We start from the raw sequence: 22,013 nt of genomic DNA, 5'->3' as shown, positions 1-22,013 counted from the left end.
CGCTTGGACACGCTGGTCAGCATGAAGGTGTTCCGCCTCGTGGTCGAGGCGGGCAGCTTCGCGCGGGCGGCCGGGCAGCTGGGCATCTCGCCGGCCATGGCCAGCAAGCACCTGGCCCATCTGGAACGCAGCCTGGGCGCCCGCCTGCTCAACCGCACCAGCCGGCACGTCAGCCCGACCGAGGCGGGACAGGTCTATTTCGAGCAGTGCTGCGAAGCGCTGGACCTGCTGGACAACGCCGAGGCCACGCTGCAGGACAGCCATGCCGAGCCGCGCGGCCAGTTGAAGATCACCGCGCCGGTCTGGTGCGCCAACGGCCGCTTCGCCGGCATGCTGGCGTGCTACCGCGAGCGCTACCCGCGCGTGGTCATCGACCTGCGCCTGAGCAACTACAAGGTGGACCTGGCCGAGGAAGGCTTCGACCTGGCCCTTCGCGCCACCGCCGCGCAGAACGCGCCCTCGCTGATCGTGCGGCCGCTATGCGAAGTCCGCTTCGTGCTGGCGGCCTCGCGCGACTACGTCGACCGGCACGGCCCCTTCGAGTCGCCGGCCCAGTTGGCCGACCGGCCGGCCGTCCTGCCCGCCTACATCAAGCGGCCCGAGGAAATCCCGCTGCAGGGGCCCGCGGGGCCGGCGACGCTGCGCGTGCCCGCGGCGCTGAAGACGGACGACTCGTCCCTGGCGCGCCACAGCCTGCTGGCGGGCATCGGTCCCGGCTACCTGCCGGAATGGCTGATCGCCGGCGACCTGGACAGCGGCGCGCTGGTGCGCCTGCTGCCGCAGTACCGGCCGCCTTCCGTGACCCTGTACGCCGCCTATACCAGCCGCAAATTCATGGCGCCCAAGGTGCGGACCTTCATCGACTTTTTCAGCGAGGCCTTCGGCTAGTCGGCCCCCTGCGGGTGCACCACGGCCATCCAGATCGGTTCGCTGCGATCGAGCATGACCTGCAGGGCCCGGTTCACCTCGGCCAGCGGGAAGTGGTGGGTGATCAGCGCATCGGCGTTCAGCCGGCCCGACGCCAGCAGCTCCAGGACGGCGTCGGTGTCCGAGCGCGTGCAGGCCCGGGTGCCGACGATCTTCCAGCACATCTGCATGGCCTCGGCCACCGTCATCGACAGCGGCGTGGCGTTGCCGCCCATGTGCACCAGCGTGCCGCCCAGGGCCAATGCGCGCAGCGCCTGCATCGTGCCCGGGCCGCCGGGGAAATAGTCCAGCACGGCATCGGCGCCTCCCGGCAGCAGCTCGCGCAGCCGGCGGGTCAGGCCCTGACTGCCGGCCCAGTCGGGCGCCAGTTCGTCCAGCGCGACCAGCTCCACCGGCAGGTCGCCCGCCAGCGGCCGCAGCGCCTCCAGGCGTTCGCGCGACCGCGCCACCAGCACCAGGCGCCGCGCGCCGTAGAACCTGGCAAGCAGGATGCTGGCCGTTCCCATGGTGCCGGTGGCGGCGGTAATGACCAGGCGCCCCGGCTCGGGGATGGCCGCGCACTTGAGCGCGCGCACGGCGTTGGCCAGGTCGTGCACCTTGGCGCCGACGTCGAAGTTGACGTTGTCGGGAAGGGGATCGACCAGCCAGTCCGGGGCACGCGCGTACTCGGCCAGCCCGCCGTCGTGATAACGCGCGTAGAGCTCCAGCTTGCCGGTGCCGAACGCGGCGTGTCCGATCATGGCGGTCTCGGCGCACAGTTGCTGGCGGTCGGTGCGGCAATAGACGCAGTCGCCGCAGGACAGCATGGGATGCACCCGCACCCGCCGGCCGACCAACGAGGCGTCGGCCTCGCGTCCCGCCGCGACGACCACGCCGGCGATCTCGTGGCCGGGCGTGGACGGCAGGTGCTTGAAACGGCCGCGCTCGAGCAGCTTCATCATGCCGGGCGCGATGCCGGCGGAGGCGACCTTGATCAGCACGTCGCGCGCGCCGGGCTCGGGCACCGGCACCCGCTCCAGCCGCAATTCGGTCGCGCCCTGGTGGGCGCGCGCGGCAAGCATGTCGCTCATATTGCTGTCCTTGTGTGTCAAGTCGATTTTCCAGGGCGCAGCGCGTCGATTTCCGACGGCGTCACTCGCTCGGCCTGGCGGGCGGCTTGCGCCACCTGCGGGATGGGTTGGGTCGAGACCAGCGACAGATGCGTGCTGGGCTCCGCGTGAATGCTGGCGAAGGCCACGGCGCGGGGAATGCGGACGAAGTCCCCGGGCGCCAGGCGCAGCACGCCGCGCTGGGTCACCAGCGTGCGCGTGCCCGAGACCTGGTACTGGATCTCCTCGGCGTTGCGCAGCCGGCGATAGACGTGTCCGGTCGACGCGGCGGCAGCCGTGGTTCCGATCATGGCCGTGGGGCCGCGATACAGCCATTCGACGCCCGAACCGATGCGCAAGACCTCCAGCCGCTCCTGCGTGTCGTCGGCATGGGCCAGCAGCAGCCGTTCGTCGATGGGCGACAGCGCCACGTCCTGGCCCGGCCCGGCCACGCCCTCGGTGACGAGTTCGTTCAGGGACGCCGGCGACCAGCCCGGAAACGGCGGGACCCTGGCCTCGGAACGCCGGTCCACCGTGCCCAGGCGCTCGACCGGCCCGGGCACGTAGAACAAGAGATGGATGTCGCGGCGGCCGTAGTTGTCGTGGGCCACGCCGTCGGGCAATCGCGCGAACTCGCCCGGCGCCACGTCCACGCTGCCCAGTTCGGTCATGATCGTGCGATCGCCGCAGACCTGGAACGAGATCTCGTCCACGCCGCAATTGCGGTGGTAGAACGGCTGGCGGGCGTTCATCGTCTGCCACTCTATCCGCATGGCCGCGCTTTCGTAGACGCCGCGCGGCGGCACGAAAGGCTGGTCCACGTACTCGGCGGAAAAATGCACCGCCTCGACGGGCGGATACGCGCGGGGAGGGCGGCCGCCGCCCGGCAGGGGCTCGGCCAGCAGCAGTTCCTCGCGACGGCGCAACACGCGAGGCGGCGCGTCGAAGGGAAATGCCTCCAGGTGTTCACGGACTTCGGGCACGGCGGTCTCCTTGGCGGGCGGGGCGGGCTCAGCCCAGCAGCCCCGCCTCGCGGTAGTAGCGTTGCGCGCCCGCATGCAGCGCGATGGACGGCCGGGCCATCCTGGCGGGATCGATGGGATAGGACAGCGGACTGCGCTGCGGCGGCAGGTGGCGGTACTGGCGCTCGATGGCCTCGCGCGTCTCCACCAGGCACCAGGTCAGGAGATGCGCCACCTCCTCGTCCATGTCGTCGCGCACCAGCACCAGGAAGTCCGAGAAGTCCAGGGCTTGCAGCGGCGTCTCGAGGTTCTTCCAGTAGCCCGCGGGCAGCGGGTTGGCCGGAAAGCCGTGGTCGGCGTGCAACCGGGCCAGGGCGGAAGGCTCCGCGGACAGCGGCACCGCCTGTCCGGATTCCACGATCCGCGCCCACCAGGGCGTCATGATCGCCTCCTGCAGCACGCCATCCACCTCGCCCGCCTCCATGCGCGCCAGGCTGTCGCGAGGATTGGTGTCCTCGACGTAGGACCCGCCCCAGGCCGCCAGCGTGGCCTCGTCGATGCCGTGGGCCGCCATGAACAGGCGGCTTACGTGGCCGATGAAATTGGTGCCGTCGTTGCGTGAGGTGGCGATGCGCAGAGCCGGCCGGCGGCCGCGCAGCTCCTCGAACGAACGGATACCCAGGTCGGGGCGCAGCGCCAGCACCATGCGGTCGTTCTGCGGCAGCACCGCGAGCGAGCGCAGGTTGGGCGCGGCGCGCCCCTGGAAGATGGACTGGCCCGTCAGCGCCGCCGGCATCAGCATCGCCGGCGTCACCAGGCACAGGTCCACCTCGCCTTCCTGCACCAGGTCGATCGCCTCGATGCCGCCGGCGCGTATGCTCCATATGGCCACGCGGCTGCGCGGTCCGGCGCGCTTGCAGAACTCCTCGCACAGCCAGGAGCAGATGCGGTGGAAGTTCGCCTGGCCCCAGTCGCCGACGAAGCGCAGGTGGTACGAGCGGGAAAGTGCGGGTTGCATGAAGGAACTCCTATTCGACCTTGACGTGGGCGTCCTGGATCACCTTCGCCCAGAATGCGTTCTGCTCGCGCACCAGCGCCGCGAAGGCCTGCTGGTTGCTGTCCACCGGCTCGAAGCCGAGTTCCAGCAGGCGGCTGCGGATCTCGGGACGCGCCAGCACCTTGTGCACCGTAGCGGCCATCTTCGCCGTCAGCGCGGCGGGCGTGCCGGCCGGCACCAGCAGGCCGCCGAAGCCGACCACCTCGAAACCGCCGTAGCCCGACTCCTTCATGGTCGGAATGTCGGGACTGATGGGCGAGCGGGCCGATCCGGTGCTGGCGAGCACGCGCAGGGTGCCCGCCTGCACGTGCGGCAGCAGGTCGGAGTAGGACGCGAACACGCTGGAGATGCGGCCCGCCGCCACGTCCATGACCGCCGGCGGCATGCCGGTGTAGGGCACGTGCAGCATGTCGATGCCGGCCTGCTGCATCAGGATGACCGTGTTCAGGTGCGGGGTGGAGCCCTGGCCCGGACTGGAGAACGACAACTGTGACCCGGGCCGGGCCGCGTAGGCGACGAACTCCTTGACGGTCTTGACCGGCAGCCCCGCGTTCACGCCCAGCCACAACTGCGCGGTGAAAAGCTGGGCGACCGGCGCGAAGCTCGCCACCGGGTCGTAGCCGGCCGAACGCAGCAGGTGCGGCGCCTGCACGTAGGGCGTGGTACCCAGCAGCATGGTGCGGCCGTCGGGCGGCGCCTTGGCCACATAGGCGGCGCCGATGACGCCGGAGGCGCCCGCGCGGTTGTCCACGACCACCGGCACGCCCCATTCCTTGGACAGCGGCTCGGCAACCAGCCGCGCGGCGTTGTCGAACGAGCTGCCGGCGCGGCCGGACACCACGATGGTGACGCGGCCGCCATCGAACGGGTCGGCCGCCGCGGGCGCCGCGCCCGCGAACAGTACCGCGCAAGCCAGGACCGGCAGGCAGGCCAGCGCGCGGCTTGCGCGCCGGCGCGCGCGAAGGTTCGAAATGCCTGATTCCATGATTGTCTCCCCTTTTTCCCGGGTGGTTTGTGGTGCGAATACTGTGATCCGGGCGGGCGGCGGTCAACCCTAATTCTCGCCGGCTGAGACGACTGAAGTCGGACGCCGCCGACGCCGCCATGCCGGCGCGCGCCCCCCGGGGTAAACGAGCCTGGATATCCGAACAGGCGTATCGTTGCCAACATTGCTTCCTGGAAACACGCTTTGAACACACCCGCTCCTGCGCGCCGCCCCGGCGGCGGCCTGGCCACCCTGCGCACCCTGCTTCCCTATCTGTGGCCGGCCCACGCCCCCCGGCTGCGCCTGCGCATCGTGGCCGCCCTGGCGCTGCTGATCGCCGCCAAGGTCGCCAACGTCTACGTCCCCATCTTCTACAAGTCGGCGGTGGACGCCCTGGGCGGCACGGCCGCGGCCGTGCTGGCCATCCCGGTGGGCATGATCCTGGCCTACGGCGGCGCCCGCGTCCTGTCGCTGGTGTTCTCCGAACTGCGCGACGCGGTGTTCGCGCGCGTGGCGCAGAACGCCATCCGCGTCGTCGGCCTGCAGGTGTTCCGCCACCTGCACGGACTGGCGCTGCGCTTTCACCTGGCCCGCCAGACCGGCGGGCTGACGCGCTCCATCGAGCGCGGCACGCGGGCGATCAGCACGCTGCTGTCCTACATGCTGTTCAACGTGCTGCCCACGCTGTTCGAGATCGGGCTGGTCACGGTCATCCTGTGGCACATGTTCGATGCCTGGTTCGCGCTGGCGACCCTGGTCACGGTGGTGCTGTACATCGCCTACACGCTGCTCGTCACGGAATGGCGCACGAAGTTCCGGCGCCAGATGAACGAGACCGACTCCGAAGCCAACACCAAGGCCATCGACAGCCTGCTCAACTACGAGACCGTGAAGTACTTCGGCAACGAGGAACACGAGGCGCGGCGCTACGACCACGCGCTGGGGCGCTACGAGCGCGCGGCGGTCAAGAGCCAGGTCAGCCTGTCGCTGCTGAACATCGGCCAGGCCGCGATCATCTCGGTCGGCCTGACCGTGGTGATGTGGATGGCGGCGCGCGGCATCGTCGCCGGCCGCCTCAGCATCGGCGATTTCGTGCTGGTCAACGCCTACCTGCTCCAGCTCTACCAGCCGCTGAATTTCTTCGGCTTCGTCTATCGCGAGATCAAGCAATCGCTGATCGACATGGACCGCATGTTCGAGCTGCTGTCCGAAGACCGCGAGATCGCCGACGAACCCGGCGCGCCCGACCTGCGCGTGGACGGCGCCACGGTCGAGTTCCGCCACGTGGTGTTCGGCTACGATCCGCGGCGCCTGATCCTGAAGGACGTCAGCTTCACCATCGCAGCGGGCCGGACGGTGGCCGTGGTGGGTTCGTCGGGCGCGGGCAAGTCCACCCTGAGCCGGCTGCTGTTCCGCTTCTACGACGTCAGCGGCGGCGCCATCCTGATCGACGGCCAGGACATCCGCAAGATCAGCCAATCCAGCCTGCGCGCGGCCATCGGCATCGTGCCGCAGGACACCGTGCTGTTCAACGACACCATCTACTACAACATCGCCTACGGGCGCCCGGGCGCGACCCAGGCCGAGATCGAGGAAGCGGCGCGCCTGGCCCACATCCACGACTTCATCCTGGCCATGCCCGACGGCTACCAGACCGTGGTGGGCGAACGCGGACTGAAGCTTTCCGGCGGCGAGAAGCAGCGCGTGGCCATCGCCCGCACCATCCTGAAGCGGCCGGCGGTGCTGGTGTTCGACGAGGCCACCAGCGCGCTGGACACGCATACCGAACGCGAGATCCAGGGCAACCTGCGCGAGGTCAGCCGCGGCCGTACCACGCTGACCATCGCCCACCGCCTGTCCACCATCATCGACGCCGACGAGATCATCGTGCTGGACGGCGGCCGGGTGGTGGAGCGCGGCCGCCACCATCAGTTGCTGACGCTGGACGGCGCCTACGCGGCCATGTGGCGGCGGCAGCAGGAAAGCACCGCGGGCGGCGACGAGCTCAAGCCCTACCAGGCCGCGGAGCAAGCCACCTGAACGCTTCGGTCAGGCGGCCGCGGCGTCCTTGAGCGTGGCCTGGAGCGAGGCCACCAGCGCCTCGGTGTCGCGCGCGGCAAGCCGCCCCTTGTCGAACAGGTTGCTGCCCATGCCCACGATGTCGGCACCCGCGCGGTAGTAGGCCGCCATGTTGTCGCGCGTCACGCCTCCGGTCGGGCAGAACAGCGTATCGGGGAAGACCGCCTTGACCGCCGCCAGGTGGCCCGGGCCGCCGGTATCGGCGGGAAAGATCTTCACCACGTCGGCGCCGGCCGCCTTGGCCGCGATGATCTCGGTGGGGGTGAACGCGCCCAGCATGCTCAAGGCGCCCGCCGCGCCCGCCAGTTCCACCAGCGCCGGCACGACGCCCGGCGCGACCAGGAAATCGGCGCCCGCTTCCAGGGCCGAGCGGGCCTGCTCGGCATCCAGCACGGTACCCACGCCTATCAGCACGTCCGTGTGGCCGGCCCGTTCGGCCTCGGCCCGCAGCGACCGCAGGACATCCAGCACGCCGGGAATGGTCCAGGTCAGCTCGATGCCCCGGCAGCCGGCGCGCAACGCCACCAGGGCGGCGTAAAGGGCGGTGTCGGCGTCCTGGTAGCGCAAGACGGGGATCAGCCGCGCGGCCCGCAGCACGGCCCAGCGCTGCTGGGGGATGGAATCGGCCATGTTCGTCGTCCGGGAAGAGTCCGACCACAGGCTAGCATGGCGCGCGGCGCCCGCCTGTAAGGGGCGGCAACACGCGCTGGGACCTGCCGGCAGATCCTAGCGCGTGGACGGGGAAGCGGCCGCGGACCCGCGCGGCCGCATGGCCCAGGCCGTCACCGACGCCAGCGCGGCCACCGCGCCGCCGATCGACACGCCATGCCAGCCGGCATGCGCGTAAAGCCAGGCCGATGCCAGCGAACCCAGCGAGCCGCCGATGAAGTAGCTCGTCATGTAGGCGGCCGTCAGGCGGCCGCGCGCCTCGGGGCGGATGCGATAGATGGCGTTCTGGTTGCTGATGTGCGCCGCCTGCGCGCCCAGGTCCATCAGGATCACGCCCACCACCAGCAGCGCCACGGAATACTGGCCAAGCACGATGGGCAGCCACGACACCAGCAGCACCGCCAGGCCGAAGCGCGTGGCCGTCTCGCCCTTGCCACGGTCGGCCAGCCGTCCCACCCGCGCGGCGGCCAGGGCGCCGGCCGCGCCCGCCAGGCCGAACAGCCCGATGGTGAAGGTGGAATAGCCGAACGGCGGCGCGGACAGCAGGAAGGCCAGTGAAGTCCAGAACATGGCGAAACTGGCGAAGGTCAGGGCGCCGAGCAGGGCACGGGTGCGCAGCACCGGCTCCTGGGCGAACAGCGCGGCGATCGATGCGATCAACCTGGGGTACGGCATGCCGGCCGCCTGCGCCGGGTGGTGCGGCAGCGAACGGCGCAGGATGAAGGCCAGCGCCGCCATCAGGACCGCGGCGATCCCGTAGACCAGGCGCCAGTTGCCCAGCGCCGCCACCAGCCCCGCGAAGGTGCGCGCCAGCAGGATGCCCAGCAGCAGGCCGCTCATCAGCGTGCCGACGACCTTGCCGCGTTCGTCGGGTGAAGCCAGCGTGGCGCCGAAGGGCACCAGCACCTGGGCGACCACCGAGAACAGCCCGGCCACGGTGGTGCCGGCCAGCAGGACCGGCAGGTTGCCGGCCAGCGCGCTGGCGCACAGCCCGCCGGCGGCCAGCAGCGTCATCACGAAGATCAGGTTGCGCCGGTCGAGCAGGTCGCCCAGCGGGACCAGCAGGAACAATCCCACCGCATAGCTGACCTGGGCCGCCGTCACGATGGAGCCGGCTTCGGGCACGGACAGGCCGAGGTCGCCGGCGATGACATGCAGCAGGGGCTGGGCGTAATAGTTGGCCGCCACGGTCAGGCCGGTGGCGATGGACATCAGCCAGACAAGGCCGGGACTCAGGGAAGGGGAAGAAGCGGATGCGGTCATGACGACATTATTCCGCACGATGCCTCATCGGATCCAACGCCGGCGGGCACGTTTTCCGCTGGTAGACTCGTTTCCACAACCATTTTCGAACCGACCCATGCAAGAACTCGACAGCACCGCGCCTCTGGAAACCGTACTCGTCCGCGTGACCGGCAGAGTCCAGGGTGTCGGTTTTCGCCTCGCCACGGTCCGGCGCGCCCACCTGGTGGGCGTGGGCGGCTGGGTGCGCAACAACGAAGACGGTTCGGTCGAAGCGCTGGTGCAAGGCACTCCCGACCAGGTCGACCAGATGCTCGAATGGATGCGCCAGGGCCCGCCGCAGGCGCGCGTGGACGATCTCGCGAGCGAACGCCAGTTCATCGACCGGCGGTTCGCGCGCTTCGAACAGCAGTGATCAGCCCAGCTTGATGTTCACGTTCTTGGTATAGGTGAACTCCAGCAGTTCGGCGAAGCATTCCTCGCGGCCGATGCCCGATTGCTTGACGCCGCCGAAGGGCGCGCCCAGGAAGTGCTGGCTGGTGTTGTTGATCCACACGTAGCCCGTCGTCATGCGCCGGGCGGCGCGGTGCGCCGTGTCCAGGTCGCGGGTCCAGATCGATCCCGTCAGCCCGAAGTCCACGTCGTTCACCTGTTCGAACAGCGCATCCTCGTCGCGCCACTTGAACACCGACAGGATGGGGCCGAAGACTTCCTCGCGCGCCAGGCGCATGTGCGGCTGCACGTCGGCGAACACCGTCGGCTCGAAGAAGAACCCCCGCGCCAGCGCCGGATCGGCGGGCCGCTTGCCGCCGCTCACCAGCCGCGCCCCTTCCTCCAGCGCCGAGGCGACGAAACCCTCGACCTTCTGCAATTGCGCCCGGCTGACCAGCGCCCCCATGGTGGTGGCCGGGTCGATGGGAATGCCGGGCTTGTGGCGCTCGGGCAGCAGGCGCGCCACGGCTTCCAGCACGCGGTCGTGGATGGATTCGTGCAGGAAGACGCGGCTGGTGGAACCGCAGCTCTGGCCCGACCAGGTGAAGTTCATGCCGCCGATGATGCCCTGCACCAGCTTGTCCAGATCGGCATCGGGATAGGCGATCAGCGCGTTCTTGCCGCCCAGCTCCAGCAGCACGGGCTTGAGGTCGCGCGCCGCCGTCTCCATGACGGCCTTGCCGGTCGGCACGCCACCGATCAGCGTGACCTTGCGCACCAGCGGATGCCGCGACATGGCGTCCCCGCATTCGCGGCCGCCGCACAGGAAGTTCACCACGCCCGGCGGGAAGATGTCGCCCACCAGCTCGGCCAGCCGGATGATGGACAGCGGCGCCTGGTCGGGCGCCTTGACCACCACCGTGTTGCCCGCGGCCAGCGGCGCGGCGATGCGCAGCGCCGCGAACATCAGCGGATGGTTGTAGGCGACGATGCGCGCGATCACGCCCATGGGTTCGCGCACGGTGTAGTTCAGGTTGCCGTCGCCCATGGGGATCGTCTCGCCCTTGACCTCGGCCGCCAGGCCGGCGAAGTACTCCAGGCCGTCGGCGGCGAAGCCGGCATCGTTCAGCAAGGCGGAGACGGGGTTCCCGTTGTTCAGCGAATCGAGCTGCGCCAGCGGCAGCGCGTGTTCGCGCAGGACGGCGGCGGCGCGGCGCAGGTAGTCGGCCCGACGGGCCGGCGGCAGGCTGGCCCAGGCGGGAAAGGCGGCCTGCGCGGCGCGCACGGCGGCGTCCACGTCGTCCGCGCCCGCCACCGGGGCCTGGGTGATGGCTTCGTCGTAGGCGGGGTTGATGGTGTCGGCATACAGGCCGGACGCCGGTTCGTGCCAGGCGCCGCCGTAGTACAGGCTGCGCCGGGTGGGAAGGATGCCCGGGGGGATCTCATGAGCACGCATGGAAGACTCTCTTGAAGATGGCAAGGACTAGTGGCTGGAACGGGTCAGGCCCGCGGTCATGGCGGGGTTGTAGCCGGGCTGGACGATGGCATCGACGACCACGATGCCGCCCTGCCTGACCGCCGCGACGGCCTCGGCCAGGACGCGCTCGAGTTCGTCCGCGCGCCGGACCGGTCCGATGCCGGTCAGCCCCTGCGCCCGGGCGATCGCGGCCAGGTCGGGGGCGGGTTCGTCGATGCGCTGGCCCACCCAGCGGTTCTCGACCGGCCGCCCGCGCTGGCGCGCCACGCGCTCCTGGTGGATCTCGTCATTGAAGAACGAATGGTTGTTGCAGACGATCATCAGCATGGGAATGCCGGCATGGGCGGCGGTCCACAGCGCGTTGACGCCCATCATGTAGTCGCCGTCGCCGATCAGCGCCACCGGCAGGCGATCGCCACCCTTGAGCGCCAACGCCGATCCGATCGCCATGCCGGGACCGGAGCCCACGCCGCCGCCGCCGTCGTAGCCGACGAAATCCAGCGGATGCCGGAAATCCCAGAACTCGCCGCTCCAGCTGAGCGGCAGGCGCGTCAGGCACGTCGGCGCATCGCCCAGCACCTTGCGCAGCACGGCGGCCACCGTGGGCACGGTCATGGGCGCGGCCGGGTCCCCGGGTATCGCAGGACCCGGCACCGGCACCTTCGCCGGCGCCGGCTCACGGCGCGGCGTCACGTGTTCGTTCAGCAGCGCGACCGCGGGTTCGGGTTCGGACAGCAGGAACAGATCCACCGGCGGCAGGCCCTGGTGGTCCATGCTCCAGCCGTTGTGGCTGTAGTGGTCCACCGATACCTGGATGACGCGGCTGCCTACCGGATCGGCGCCCCACGCCTGCTTGAGCGTGCCGGCCAGGTCCAGCCAGTCCAGGCTCAGCACCACGTCGGCCTCGCGCAGCACCTTCTGCGCCTCGGGATGCAGGAACATGCCGCTGGGCGCGGCGTGCAGCGGATGGTCGGTGGGAAAGGCGGCGCCCACCTTCAGGTCGGTCAGCACCTGCGCTTGCAGGGTCTGGGCCAGGCGCACGCGCGCGGCCCAGCCTTCCTCGGACCGCGACACCCGCCCGGCCAGGATGACCGGGCGCTTCGCCCGCGACAGCCAGTCGGCCGCATGCCGCGCCAGCTCGTCCGCGGGCCGGGCGGGCGGCGGCGGCAGGTAGCGGGCGGGATCGGGCAGGGGAATGTCCTCGTCGCAGCGCGCCTCCTGCACCGCCGCATCCAGGCAGACATAGACCGGGCCGTGCGGCGCCGTGGTCGCGATCTGGCGGGCACGCAGCAGGGCTTCCAGCGCGGCGGGCACCGACGCGGGCTGGGCATCCCACTTGACGAAGTGGCGCACCAGCGCGCCCTGGTCCTGCGCGGTATGGATCCAGTCTATCCACGGCCGCCGCTTGGCCGCGTCCACCGGACCGGTCGCGCCCAGGATGATCACCGGCGCGCGGTCCACCCAGGCATCGTAGATGGCCATGGATCCGTGCATCAGGCCCACGTTCGCATGCAGCGCCGCGCCCAGCGGCTTGCCGGTCACCTTGGCATAGCCGTGCGCGATGGCGACCGCGTGCTCTTCGTGCAGGACCACGATCATCTGCGGCTGGCGGTTGCCCAGGTGATTGACCAGGCTGTCGTGCAGGCCGCGATAGCTCGACCCCGGATTCAGGATCAGATAGGGAATATCCAGCTCGCGCAGCAGGTCGGCGATCCTGTCGCTTCCCCATGCCACGCCGTCGTGTTCCCACGGCTGCGGTTCATCGCGTCGCACCAGCGATTCGGTCGAGGACTTCATGGTGATTCCTGTGTATGAATGAGGCGAAGAAAAGATTCAATCGACGCGGATGTTGGCGCGCTTGATGACCTCGGCCCAGCGCTTGCGGTCGTCGCGCATCATCCGGTCCAGCTCGGCCGGCGTGCTGGTGGCGGCCTGTATGCCCTGCTCGGCCAGCTTGGCCTGCACCGCCGGCATCTTCAGCGCGCGGTTCAGCTCGGTGTTCAGCTTCTGCACGATCTCGGGCGGCGTGCCGGCGGGCGCGATCAGCCCGATCCAGATGTCGCTCGCGAAGTTCGGCACTTTCTCGGCAATGGTCGGCACGTCGGGCAGCGTCTGCAGCCGCTGCGCGCCCGTCACGCCCAGCGCCTTGAGGCGGCCGTTCTGGATATAGGGCAGCGCGGAATTGATGGGGCAGAACATGACGTCCACCGTGCCCGCCAGCACATCCACCAGGGCCGGGTTCGAGCCCTTGTAGGGCACGTGGGTCATCTGGGTGGAGGTCAGCGACTGGAATATCTCGGCCGACATGTGCTGCGGGCTGCCCGAACCGGCCGACGCATAGGTCAGCTTGCCCGGCTCCTTCTTGGCCATGGCCACCAGCTCGTCGATGGAGCCGGCCTTCGACGAACTGGGCACGACCAGCGTCATCGGCAGCGTGGCCATCAGGCCGATCCCCATCAGGTCCTTCTGCACGTCGAAGGGCAGCTTGGGGTACAGCGCGGGATTGACCGCCACGGTCTGGTTGGGCGCGATCCCCAGCGTATAGCCGTCGGGCCTGGCCTTGGCCACCTGGTCGGTGCCGATGTTGCCGGCGGCGCCCGGCTTGTTCTCCACCACGAAGGGCTGGCCCAGCGTCTTCGACATTTCCTCGCCCAGCACGCGCGCCAGCACGTCGTTCGATCCGCCCGGCGGCAGCGGCACGATGATGCGTATGAGCTTGCTGGGATAGTCCTGGGCGGACGCGGCCATGGCCGCGCAACAACCGATGAGCGCCGCGGCAAATGCCGCGCGATAGGAATGCTTCATCATGTCTCCTCGCTGTGGGTCCGCGTCGCTCGACGCGACAGGCGTCACGCAGCGGGCCGTTTCGTTGGCGGGGCCATGATAGGGACTCGCATCCGGGCGTTCAATCTTGAATATTGAATCAATTCACTCAACCTTGAATGCCGATTCAATGTTCGAAAACGAGGCGACGCGCGCGAGCCGACGCGGACGACGGCGAGGGTCGTCACGGGCTGAGACAAAAGAAGAGGGGAAGAAAAGATGACCGGCGAGCCGGCCGGGAAAGAAAGCCGCCGCGACCAGGACCGGCCACGGCGGCAGCCGGGCTCAGCGTCCCTTGAACACCGGCGCGCGCTTCTCGATGAAGGCGCGCATGCCTTCCTTCTGGTCCTGGCTGTCGAACAGCCGCTCGAAGGCGCGGCGCTCGATCGCCAGCCCGGCTTCCAGGCTGGCGTCCGCGCCCAGCCGCACGGCGTCGCGGATGGCGCGCACCGCCAGCGGCGGCATGGCGCAGATCTGGCGCGCGATGGCCAGGGCGCGTTCGAGCGAGGTACCGTCGGGCACGAGTTCGCTGACCATGTTGGAGTGATAGGCCGTCCGGGCCGGGATGCGGTCGCCCGTGAGCGACCACAACAGCGTCTTGTACTTGCCCGCCGCGCGCAGCAGCCGCTGCGTGCCGCCGCCGCCCGGAATGATGCCCACCTTGATCTCGGGCTGGCCGAAGCTCGCGCCCTCGGCCGCGATGATGATGTCGCAGGCCAGCGCCAGCTCGCATCCGCCACCCAGCGCGAAGCCCTCGACCGCCGCGATGACCGGCTTGCCCAGCCCGCGCAGCACGTGGAACACCTGGTCGCCGCCCTGCAGCGCATGGTCCGTGGGCTGCATGGTGGACATCTCGACGATGTCCGAGCCGGCGACGAAATAGCCGCCGGCGCCGGTCAGCACGATGCAGCCGATGGCCGGATCCTGTTCGAACTCGCGCAGGCAGCGCACCAGCGTGGCCTTGACCTCGGCATTCAGGGCGTTCTTCCGCTCGGGACGGTCGATGACGATGACACCGACGTTGTCGTGACGCTCTTGGCGCACCGGCGCCTTGTTCTGTTGGGCTTGACTGTCAGACATGGGGAATCCAGTGGAGTGGGGAAAGGCGATTGCGGGCTGCGATCTTCGAGGATACACAAAAACGGCGGCGTGCCTCCCGTGCCTTTTCCGCACGCGGCGATGCCGATGCGGCAAAAGCCCCGCGTCTGCCTGTGAACCGCCCCGCGCGGCTGGTACAGTGTTTCCGGATCCAACCGACATAGGCACGCCATGAACCGACTGTCTTCCCTCGTCGTGGTGCTGGCCCTGGCAGCCATCGGCACCGGCCTGTATCTGTGGCTGCGGCCGCAGCCCGAGCCGCCGGCGCCCGTCGTGGAGTCTCCCCCGGCGGTCGCGGAAAGCGCCGAACCGCCCGCGCCGCCGCCGCCCGAACCGGAAATCCAGCACCCCATAGAACCGCCCGCCCCCGCCGCCGCCGAGACGGCCGAACCTCCGGCCGCGCCCGACATCACCGTGGCCATGACCGGCCTGCTGGGCCGGGATGCGGTGCTGTCCTTCTTCAACCTGGACCACTTCATCCAGCGCACGGTGGCGACAGTGGACAACCTGGCCCGCCCGCACGCCCCCCCGAGGGTCTGGCCGGTCAACCCCACCCAGGGCCGCTTCACCGTCGACGGCTCGGCGCCCGGCGAACGCATCGCCGCCGCCAACTACCAGCGCTACCGGCCCTTCGTGGCGGCCATCACCGCCGTCAGCACCGAGAAGGCCGCGGCGCTCTACAAGCAGCTCTATCCCCAGTTCCAGAAGGCCTACGAGGACCTGGGCTACCCGCGCGGCTACTTCAACGACCGCCTGGTGGCCGTGATCGACACGCTGCTGGCCACGCCCGATCCGGCCGAGCCCGTGGCCGTGAACCTGCCCGAGGTGAAAGGCCCCAAGGAACTCCAGCGCCCCTGGGTGAGTTACCAGTTCTCCGACCCCGCCCTGGAGACGCTGACGTCGGGCCAGAAGATCCTGCTGCGCATGGGACCGGACAACCGGCGCGCGCTCAAGGCCAAGCTGGCGGATTTCCGGCGCCAGGTCACGCAGTCGATGTCGCGCTGACGGGCCTCCCGGATATCCCCCGCCAACGGATATTCGTCCCCCTTTCCAACATCAGTTACCGGCTGCTCGGTTTGCATTTGCATCATCATTGGTGTAAACCCTAGGTCTTTTCCCAAGGCGCCGCCACGCATGGCGGCCCTTCCGGCGGCAACAAGTCGACACATCTGCGTGTCCTCGCCGCCCCACGGCCCAGCTAGGGTAATGGTGGCACCGCTCTCCAGGCGGAAGCCGGCCGGTTGAACGCCTCCATACAGGAAACGAACATGGCATCGCTAAAACTCCAGGTAAACGGGGCGGAACGCTCCGTCGAAGCCGACAAAGACACCCCGCTGCTCTACATCCTGCGCAACGACCTGGCCTTGAACGGGCCGAAATTCGGCTGCGGGCTGGGCGAGTGCGGCGCCTGTACGGTGCTGATCGACGGCAAGGCCGCGCGCTCCTGCCTGATCCCGGCGGGCAGCGTGGAAAGCCGGCCCATCGTCACCCTGGAAGGCCTGGCCAAGGGCGACGTCCTCGATCCCGTGCAGCAGGCGTTCATCGACGAGAACGCGGCGCAATGCGGCTATTGCATCAACGGCATGATCATGGCCGCGCGGGCGCTGCTGGACCGCAATCCGCGCCCCACCGAAAACGAGATCAAGCAGGCGCTGGCCTATAACCTGTGCCGCTGCGGCACCCACATCGAGATCATCAGGGCGGTGCAGCGCGCCGCCGAACTCCAGGGCAAGGCCGCGCCCAGGACCGCCATGGCGGAGGGCGCGCAATGAATACGCCCGTGCACGCCCCACGCCTCTCGCGCCGCCAGTTCCTGGCCGCCACCGGCAGCCTGGCCGTCACCTTCACCTTTCCCGCCCTGGTCAAGCGCGGCATGGCCGCGGCCGGTCCGGCCACCGATGCCGGCTCGCAACTGGTGGACAAGAACCTCGTCTCGGCCTACGTGCAGCTGATGGCCGACGGCACCGTCCGCGCCTGCAACGGCCACGTGGACCTGGGCACCGGCATCCGTACCGCGTTCACGCAGATCGTGGCCGAGGAACTGGACGTCGACATGAGCCAGGTCACGATGGTGCTGGGCGATACCGACGTGACGCCCAACCAGGGGCCCACCATCGCCAGCAACTCGGTGCAGGCGTCCGCCGTCCCCATGCGCAAGGCCGCGGCGCAGATCCGCCAGCACCTGCTGGAAGAAGCGGCGCGCCGCCACGACGTGCCCGTCTCGTCGCTGGTCACCCGCGACGGCCAGGTGCTGCGCGCCAGCGGCGAGCGGCTCGCGTCCTACGGCGAATTGGTCGGCAACGACACGCAATCGGTGCCGCTGGCTGCCGACGTGCAGCTCAAGCCCGTATCGGCCTACACCGTCGTCGGCCGCCCCGTGCCGCGCCTGGACATCCCCGCCAAGGTCACCGGCAAGCTCACCTACGTCCACGACATGCGGGTGCCGGGCATGCTGCACGCGCGCCTCGTGCGCCCCCCCTACCTGGGCCGCGACTCGGGCGGCATGGTGGCCGCCAGCCTGGAGTCGGTGGACGAGTCCTCGGTGGCCAAGGTGAGGTCGCTGGTGAAGATCGTGGTCATCAAGGACTTCGTGGCGGTCGTCACGCGGCGCGAGGAAGACGCCATCCTGGCCTCGCGCCTGCTCAAGGTGAAATGGAAGGCGCCGCCGGCGCTGGGCTCCATGGCCTCGCTGACCGACGCGCTGGCGTCCCAACCCTCCAAGCAGCGCCCGTTGAGCAAGAAGGGCGATACGGACAAGGCCCTGGCGGCGGCCAGGCATACGGTGAAGGCCACTTATGTGTGGCCCTACCAGATGCACGGCTCCATCGGCCCCTCGTGCGGGCTGGCCGACTGGAAGGACCAGAAGCTGACCGTCTGGAGCGGCAGCCAGAACCCCCACAACCTGCACAGCGACATCGCCAGGATGCTCGACATTCCCGAAGACCGCATCCGCGTGGTGCGGATGGAGGCCTCGGGCTGCTACGGCCGCAACTGCGCCGACGACGCGTCCGCCGACGCCGCGGTACTGGCGCGCGAACTGGGCCAGCCCGTGCGCGTGCAATACATGCGCGAGGAAGAACACGCCTGGGAACCCAAGGGCACGGCCCAGACCATGGACGTGCATGGCGGCGTCGCCGGCCCCGACTCGCTGGCCTATCGCTTCGGCACCCGCTACCCCTCGAACGGCGCGCCGCTGCTGGCCTCGCTGCTGATGGGCAAGGAAAAGGCCGAGGCCATGGTGTTCGAGATGGGCGACCGCACCGCCATCCCGCAATACCGCGCCTCGGACCTCGACATCGTGGCGCTGGACATGGCCCCCATCGTGCGCGCCTCGTGGATGCGCGGCGTGGCCGCGCTGCCCAACGTCTTCGCCCACGAATCCTTCATGGACGAGCTCGCGGCCAAGGAAGGCGCCGACCCCGTCGAGTTCCGCCTGCGCTTCATGGAAGATCCGCGTCCCATCGCGCTGCTCAAGGCGGTGACCGAGAAGGCCGGCTGGCAGCCGCGCAAGGCGCCGGCCGAACGCCCCACCAAGGGCGTCGTCAAGGGCCGCGGCGTCTCCCAGCACCAGTACGTGCACGGCACCTTCCCCGGCGTGGGCGCCTCGTGGTGCGCCTGGGTGGCCGACGTCGAGGTCGACCTGGATACCGGCAAGGTCCGCGTGACCCGCGTCGTGGCCGGCCAGGATTGCGGCCTGATGATCAATCCCGACGGCGTGCGCCACCAGGTCCAGGGCAACGTCATCCAGACCGTCAGCCGCACGCTCAAGGAAAGCGTGAGCTTCGACCAGAACGGCGTCTCCAGCCTGGAATGGGGCGCCTATCCCATCCTCAAGTTCACCGACCTGCCCGAGGTCGACGTGGTGCTGATGCCCCCCGACGGCAATCCGCCATTGGGATCGGGCGAATCAGCATCCGTTCCCGGGCCCGCCGCCATCGCCAACGCGATCTTCGACGCCACCGGCCTGCGCCTGCGTGAAGCGCCGTTCACCCCTGAACGCGTGCGCGCGGCCCTCGCCGCCGCCAACAAGGAGGCCAAATAATGAGCCGCGCAGCCAAGTGGTCGCTGACCATCGTCATCCTGCTGGTCGTCGTGGCGGCCGGCGTCGCCCTGTTCGCGCATGAACCCGAGATCCCGACCGCGTCGATCGACCCCAAGCAGTTCCCCGAGGAACAGGTCCGGCGCGGCCAGGAAGTCGCCTCCGCCAGCATGTGCGTCGTCTGCCACACCGCCCCGGGCGGGGCGGTCAACGCGGGCGGGTTCCACATGGAGACGCCTTTCGGCGTCATCGTCTCGACCAACATCACGCCCGACGCCGAGACCGGCATAGGCGGATGGTCGTTCGAGGCCTTCGAACGCGCCATGCGGCGCGGCGTCGCCCGCGACGGCACGCACCTCTATCCGGCCTTCCCGTACACCTCGTTCACCAAGATGACCGACGAGGACATGCGGGACCTGTACGCCTACATGATGAGCCAGCCGCCGGTGCGCAACGAACCGCAGGCCACCCACCTGCCGTTCCCGTTCAACCAGCGCGTGCTGATGGCCGGGTGGAACCTGCTGTTCCTGGATCGCGACCCGGTCGCCAAGGTGGCCTCGAAATCCGAAGCGTGGAACCGCGGCCAGTACCTCGCGGTCGCGCTGGGCCACTGCAGCGCCTGCCACACGCCCCGCAACGCGCTGGGCGCCGAGGAAGGCGGCAAGTCCTACCTGGGCGGCGGCAGCGCCGAAGGCTGGATCGCGCCCGCGCTCAACGCCTCGTCCAAGGCGCCGATCGCGTGGACCGAGCAGGCCCTGTTCGACTACCTGCGTTCGGGCTATTCCGACCAGCATGGCGCGGCGGGCGCATCCATGACGCCGGTGGTGCGCGTGGGCACCTCGCAGATCGCCGAAGCCGACACCCGCGCGCTGGCCACCTACATCGCCGGCCAGATGGCCGGCGCCTCGCAGCAGGGCAAGTCCGGCCCCACGCCGCAGCAGCGCGAGGCGGCGGCGCAAGCCGCGGTGGCCACCACCGGCACGCTGGGCGCCCGCATCTACGCCAACGCCTGCGCGGCCTGCCACCACCCCGGCCCCGGCGGTCCCGACCTGTTCGGCACCCAGCCGCCGCTATGGCTGGCCACTTCGCTGAACCTGGACCAGCCCGACAACGTGATCCGCTACGTCCTGAACGGCACCCAGCACGACGCCGGCAACCCGCGCGGCGGCCACATGCCCGGCTATGCGTATGCGCTGAACGATGCGCAGGTCACGGCCGTGGTGCAGTTCATGCGCGAGTCCTTCACCGGCCAGCCGGCCTGGAGCGGCGTGCAGGACGCGGTGAAACGGATCCGGGGCGAGTATCCGCTGGCGTTGCAGGGCAGGGGGGAATAACGGCGACAGGGCGCCAAGGCGCCCATGCGCAAGCCAGCCAGAAAGGGTGGCCTCGAATCGAGGCCACCCTTTTTTTGAGGGGCAAGGCTGAAAAGCTCCTACTACGTATTTCGTGACGCAGTCATACCAGGAACTATCGGACAAGGAACGTTCATTCCTATCGACTGAAAATTCGTCTATAAACGAAAATATCGCGTATCGGCAGCGGTTGACTGCTGGCAGGACTGGAAACGACGAGGCAACCATGAAAAGCAGGCCCCATGACGACGCAATGGCGGAGCTGTACCGCAGCGACCCGGCGCTGGCATTGGAAGTCATCAACGACATCCTGAAAGATGGCGACCAGGCCGAGCTGCTGATCGTGCTGCGCCAGCTCGCACAGGCGTTCGGAGGCGTGCAGGCCGTGGCCCGCCAGGCACGGCTGAATCCGACGCAGCTCTATCGCACGCTCTCGCCCACGGGCAACCCCGCCTTGAGCAGCGTGACGGCCATACTGAAGGCAATGGGATTGCGGCTGGCGGTACAGCCGCTGCCCCTGGCGGAGCAAACGTCCGCCTGATTACCCTTCAACCCGCCGCGGCGGCCTGCGCCGTTGCCGCTTCGGCGGACGCGGCGATGCGACTGGCCCGTTCGGCGGCTTCCGCGGCCAGCAGGCGGTCCAGCACGACGCGCGACTGCACGCCGCCGGCATCGATGTTGAGCTTCAGGATCTTGCGGCCCGGGTTCTCGGACAGGTTGCGCTGCTGCGCTTCCAGCATGTCGAGGTCCTCGCCGAAGATCTTGCCCTGGCCTTCGCGGATGGTGGCCGTGAGCTGTTCGTCGTTGGGCTTGAAGTTGCGCGCCATGCCCCAGAAGTACCAGATCGAGGTCTCGGTCTCGGGAGTGATGAAGTCGACCACGATGCTGGAGGCCTTGGACTCGGCCGGCGCGTCGTAGCCGCCCTTGCCGGCATGCGCCACGCCCACTTCGATCAGCACGTGGCTGGGGGGCGTGAAGCGGCAGATCTGCCAGCGGTCGCACGGCACGTCGTCGGCCAGGCCGTTGCCGCGCAGCGCGGCGGCCCAGAACGGGGGCGGCTTGATGTTTTCCATGTGGCGGCTGGTCACGACCTCGTCGCCGATGGTCTTGGTGGACGGCGCCGATTCCTCGATCTCGGCCTGGCCGATGCTGCTGGCATGGACGTAGGTCTCATGGGTCAGGTCCATGAGGTTGTCGATCATGAGGCGGTAGTCGCAATGGATGTGGTACAGCCCGCCGCCATAGGCCCAGTCGGGGCTTTCGGCCCATTCCAGGTGATGGATCTTGGCGGGATCGGCCAGTTCGGCGTCGCCCGGCCATACCCAGATGAAGCCGTAGCGTTCCACGGCCGGGTAGCTGCGGATGCTGGGGAAGGCGCGCACGCGCTGCCCGGTCATGCCGGCGCAGGTACCGTCCGGGTTCATGCGCAGGCCGTGGTAGCCGCACACCAGTTCGCCCTTGTCGATGAAACCGAGCGACAGCGGTGCGCCGCGGTGGGGACAGAAGTCTTCCAGCGCGGACACCTTGCCGTCCTGGCCCCGGTAGAAGACCATGCGTTCGCCGCAGATCTGGCGACCGAGCGGCTTTTCGGCGATTTCATCGGGGGTACAGGCGACGTACCAGGTGTTCTTCAGAAACATGGTCTTCCTCCAGGAGCCCGGCCCGTGGCAGCGGCTGGGCGCATGCGAGGAACGGAGCATCATCAAATCTGTATACAGGTTGATTTTGCTCCGGAATCAAAACGAGGGAAATAGCGGGAAAACCCTAGGATTTTTGCACTATA

At 69.2% G+C, this 22,013-nt stretch carries 19 protein-coding genes; 8 read left to right on the top strand and 11 right to left on the bottom strand.

From position 1 onward, the window contains the following. The first annotated feature begins 3 nt into the window (after nt 1–3). Nucleotides 4–888 (top strand): LysR family transcriptional regulator, encoded by an 885-nt coding sequence (locus tag WKR98_RS05460; RefSeq protein WP_341432308.1) that lies wholly within the window; start codon nt 4–6, stop codon nt 886–888. Here the strand turns inward: WKR98_RS05460 and WKR98_RS05455 are convergent. The 4 genes from WKR98_RS05455 to WKR98_RS05440 are packed head-to-tail and all read right to left on the bottom strand — an operon-like array spanning nt 885 to nt 5,019. Next, a complete protein-coding gene (locus WKR98_RS05455; RefSeq protein WP_341432306.1) occupies nt 885–1,997 on the bottom strand; it encodes a zinc-dependent alcohol dehydrogenase in 1,113 nt (370 codons plus the stop codon). The genes WKR98_RS05460 and WKR98_RS05455 overlap by 4 nt on opposite strands. Before the next feature lie 17 nt (nt 1,998–2,014). Further along, nucleotides 2,015–2,998: a hypothetical protein gene (locus WKR98_RS05450; protein WP_341432305.1), complete on the bottom strand. Its 984-nt coding sequence runs from the start codon at nt 2,996–2,998 to the stop codon at nt 2,015–2,017. Nucleotides 2,999–3,026: 28 nt separating this feature from the next. Continuing rightward, nucleotides 3,027–3,995, bottom strand: coding sequence for a TAXI family TRAP transporter solute-binding subunit (locus tag WKR98_RS05445; protein ID WP_341432304.1), 969 nt, complete (start codon nt 3,993–3,995; stop codon nt 3,027–3,029). A 10-nt stretch (nt 3,996–4,005) separates the two neighbouring features. Next, nucleotides 4,006–5,019, bottom strand: a complete 1,014-nt coding sequence (locus WKR98_RS05440; RefSeq protein ID WP_124687177.1) for a Bug family tripartite tricarboxylate transporter substrate binding protein — start codon at nt 5,017–5,019, stop codon at nt 4,006–4,008. A 204-nt stretch (nt 5,020–5,223) separates the two neighbouring features. Here WKR98_RS05440 and WKR98_RS05435 point away from each other — a divergent pair, with 204 nt between their 5' ends. Then, on the top strand, nt 5,224–7,059 hold the full coding sequence (locus WKR98_RS05435) for an ABCB family ABC transporter ATP-binding protein/permease (protein WP_238160249.1): 1,836 nt from the start codon (nt 5,224–5,226) through the stop codon (nt 7,057–7,059). Nucleotides 7,060–7,068: 9 nt separating this feature from the next. On the opposite strand, the gene WKR98_RS05430 is transcribed toward WKR98_RS05435, so the two are convergent. Together WKR98_RS05430 and WKR98_RS05425 are read right to left on the bottom strand one after the other, a co-directional pair. Next, the gene (locus WKR98_RS05430; protein ID WP_341432303.1) at nt 7,069–7,728 is read right to left on the bottom strand and encodes a bifunctional 4-hydroxy-2-oxoglutarate aldolase/2-dehydro-3-deoxy-phosphogluconate aldolase; all 660 of its coding nucleotides are present in this window, start codon (nt 7,726–7,728) and stop codon (nt 7,069–7,071) included. Nucleotides 7,729–7,824: 96 nt separating this feature from the next. Further along, the gene (locus WKR98_RS05425) at nt 7,825–9,030 is read right to left on the bottom strand and encodes an MFS transporter (protein ID WP_341432302.1); all 1,206 of its coding nucleotides are present in this window, start codon (nt 9,028–9,030) and stop codon (nt 7,825–7,827) included. Nucleotides 9,031–9,127: 97 nt separating this feature from the next. Between WKR98_RS05425 and WKR98_RS05420 the strand changes: the two genes are divergently transcribed. Further along, on the top strand, nt 9,128–9,424 hold the full coding sequence (locus WKR98_RS05420) for an acylphosphatase (protein WP_124687174.1): 297 nt from the start codon (nt 9,128–9,130) through the stop codon (nt 9,422–9,424). Here the strand turns inward: WKR98_RS05420 and WKR98_RS05415 are convergent, their stop codons facing one another. The 4 genes from WKR98_RS05415 to WKR98_RS05400 form a co-directional block, all read right to left on the bottom strand. Further along, nucleotides 9,425–10,897, bottom strand: a complete 1,473-nt coding sequence (locus WKR98_RS05415; RefSeq protein WP_124687173.1) for an aldehyde dehydrogenase family protein — start codon at nt 10,895–10,897, stop codon at nt 9,425–9,427. It lies immediately after the preceding gene. Between the two features lie 27 nt (nt 10,898–10,924). Next, a complete protein-coding gene (locus tag WKR98_RS05410; protein WP_341432301.1) occupies nt 10,925–12,715 on the bottom strand; it encodes a thiamine pyrophosphate-binding protein in 1,791 nt (596 codons plus the stop codon). Between the two features lie 36 nt (nt 12,716–12,751). Then, nucleotides 12,752–13,723: a Bug family tripartite tricarboxylate transporter substrate binding protein gene (locus WKR98_RS05405; protein WP_341432300.1), complete on the bottom strand. Its 972-nt coding sequence runs from the start codon at nt 13,721–13,723 to the stop codon at nt 12,752–12,754. A 303-nt stretch (nt 13,724–14,026) separates the two neighbouring features. Beyond that, on the bottom strand, nt 14,027–14,821 hold the full coding sequence (locus WKR98_RS05400; protein ID WP_341432299.1) for an enoyl-CoA hydratase-related protein: 795 nt from the start codon (nt 14,819–14,821) through the stop codon (nt 14,027–14,029). A gap of 189 nt (nt 14,822–15,010) precedes the next feature. Here WKR98_RS05400 and WKR98_RS05395 point away from each other — a divergent pair, with 189 nt between their 5' ends. The 5 genes from WKR98_RS05395 to WKR98_RS05375 all read left to right on the top strand — a co-directional run bounded on the left by WKR98_RS05395 (nt 15,011) and on the right by WKR98_RS05375 (nt 20,771). Continuing rightward, a complete protein-coding gene (locus tag WKR98_RS05395) occupies nt 15,011–15,844 on the top strand; it encodes a DUF3014 domain-containing protein (protein ID WP_124687169.1) in 834 nt (277 codons plus the stop codon). A 263-nt stretch (nt 15,845–16,107) separates the two neighbouring features. Then, entirely contained in the window at nt 16,108–16,611 is a 504-nt protein-coding gene (locus tag WKR98_RS05390) for a (2Fe-2S)-binding protein (RefSeq protein ID WP_124687168.1), read from the top strand. Next, nucleotides 16,608–18,881, top strand: a complete 2,274-nt coding sequence (locus WKR98_RS05385) for a xanthine dehydrogenase family protein molybdopterin-binding subunit (RefSeq protein ID WP_341432298.1) — start codon at nt 16,608–16,610, stop codon at nt 18,879–18,881. The genes WKR98_RS05390 and WKR98_RS05385 overlap by 4 nt, the downstream gene beginning before the upstream one ends. Next, nucleotides 18,881–20,212: a cytochrome c gene (locus WKR98_RS05380; RefSeq protein WP_341432297.1), complete on the top strand. Its 1,332-nt coding sequence runs from the start codon at nt 18,881–18,883 to the stop codon at nt 20,210–20,212. Before WKR98_RS05385 ends, WKR98_RS05380 begins: the two co-directional genes overlap by 1 nt. Before the next feature lie 244 nt (nt 20,213–20,456). Continuing rightward, a complete protein-coding gene (locus WKR98_RS05375) occupies nt 20,457–20,771 on the top strand; it encodes a helix-turn-helix domain-containing transcriptional regulator (RefSeq protein WP_124687167.1) in 315 nt (104 codons plus the stop codon). 7 nt (nt 20,772–20,778) lie between these two features. Here the strand turns inward: WKR98_RS05375 and WKR98_RS05370 are convergent, their stop codons facing one another. After that, nucleotides 20,779–21,870, bottom strand: coding sequence for an aromatic ring-hydroxylating oxygenase subunit alpha (locus WKR98_RS05370; protein WP_124687166.1), 1,092 nt, complete (start codon nt 21,868–21,870; stop codon nt 20,779–20,781). Between the last annotated feature and the right edge of the window lie 143 nt (nt 21,871–22,013).

The organism is Pigmentiphaga sp. YJ18 (genome assembly GCF_038066655.1).
GTDB lineage: Bacteria > Pseudomonadota > Gammaproteobacteria > Burkholderiales > Burkholderiaceae_B > Pigmentiphaga.
Note: the sequence above shows the minus strand (reverse complement) of the source record. Positions and strands in the feature narration are given on the sequence as shown.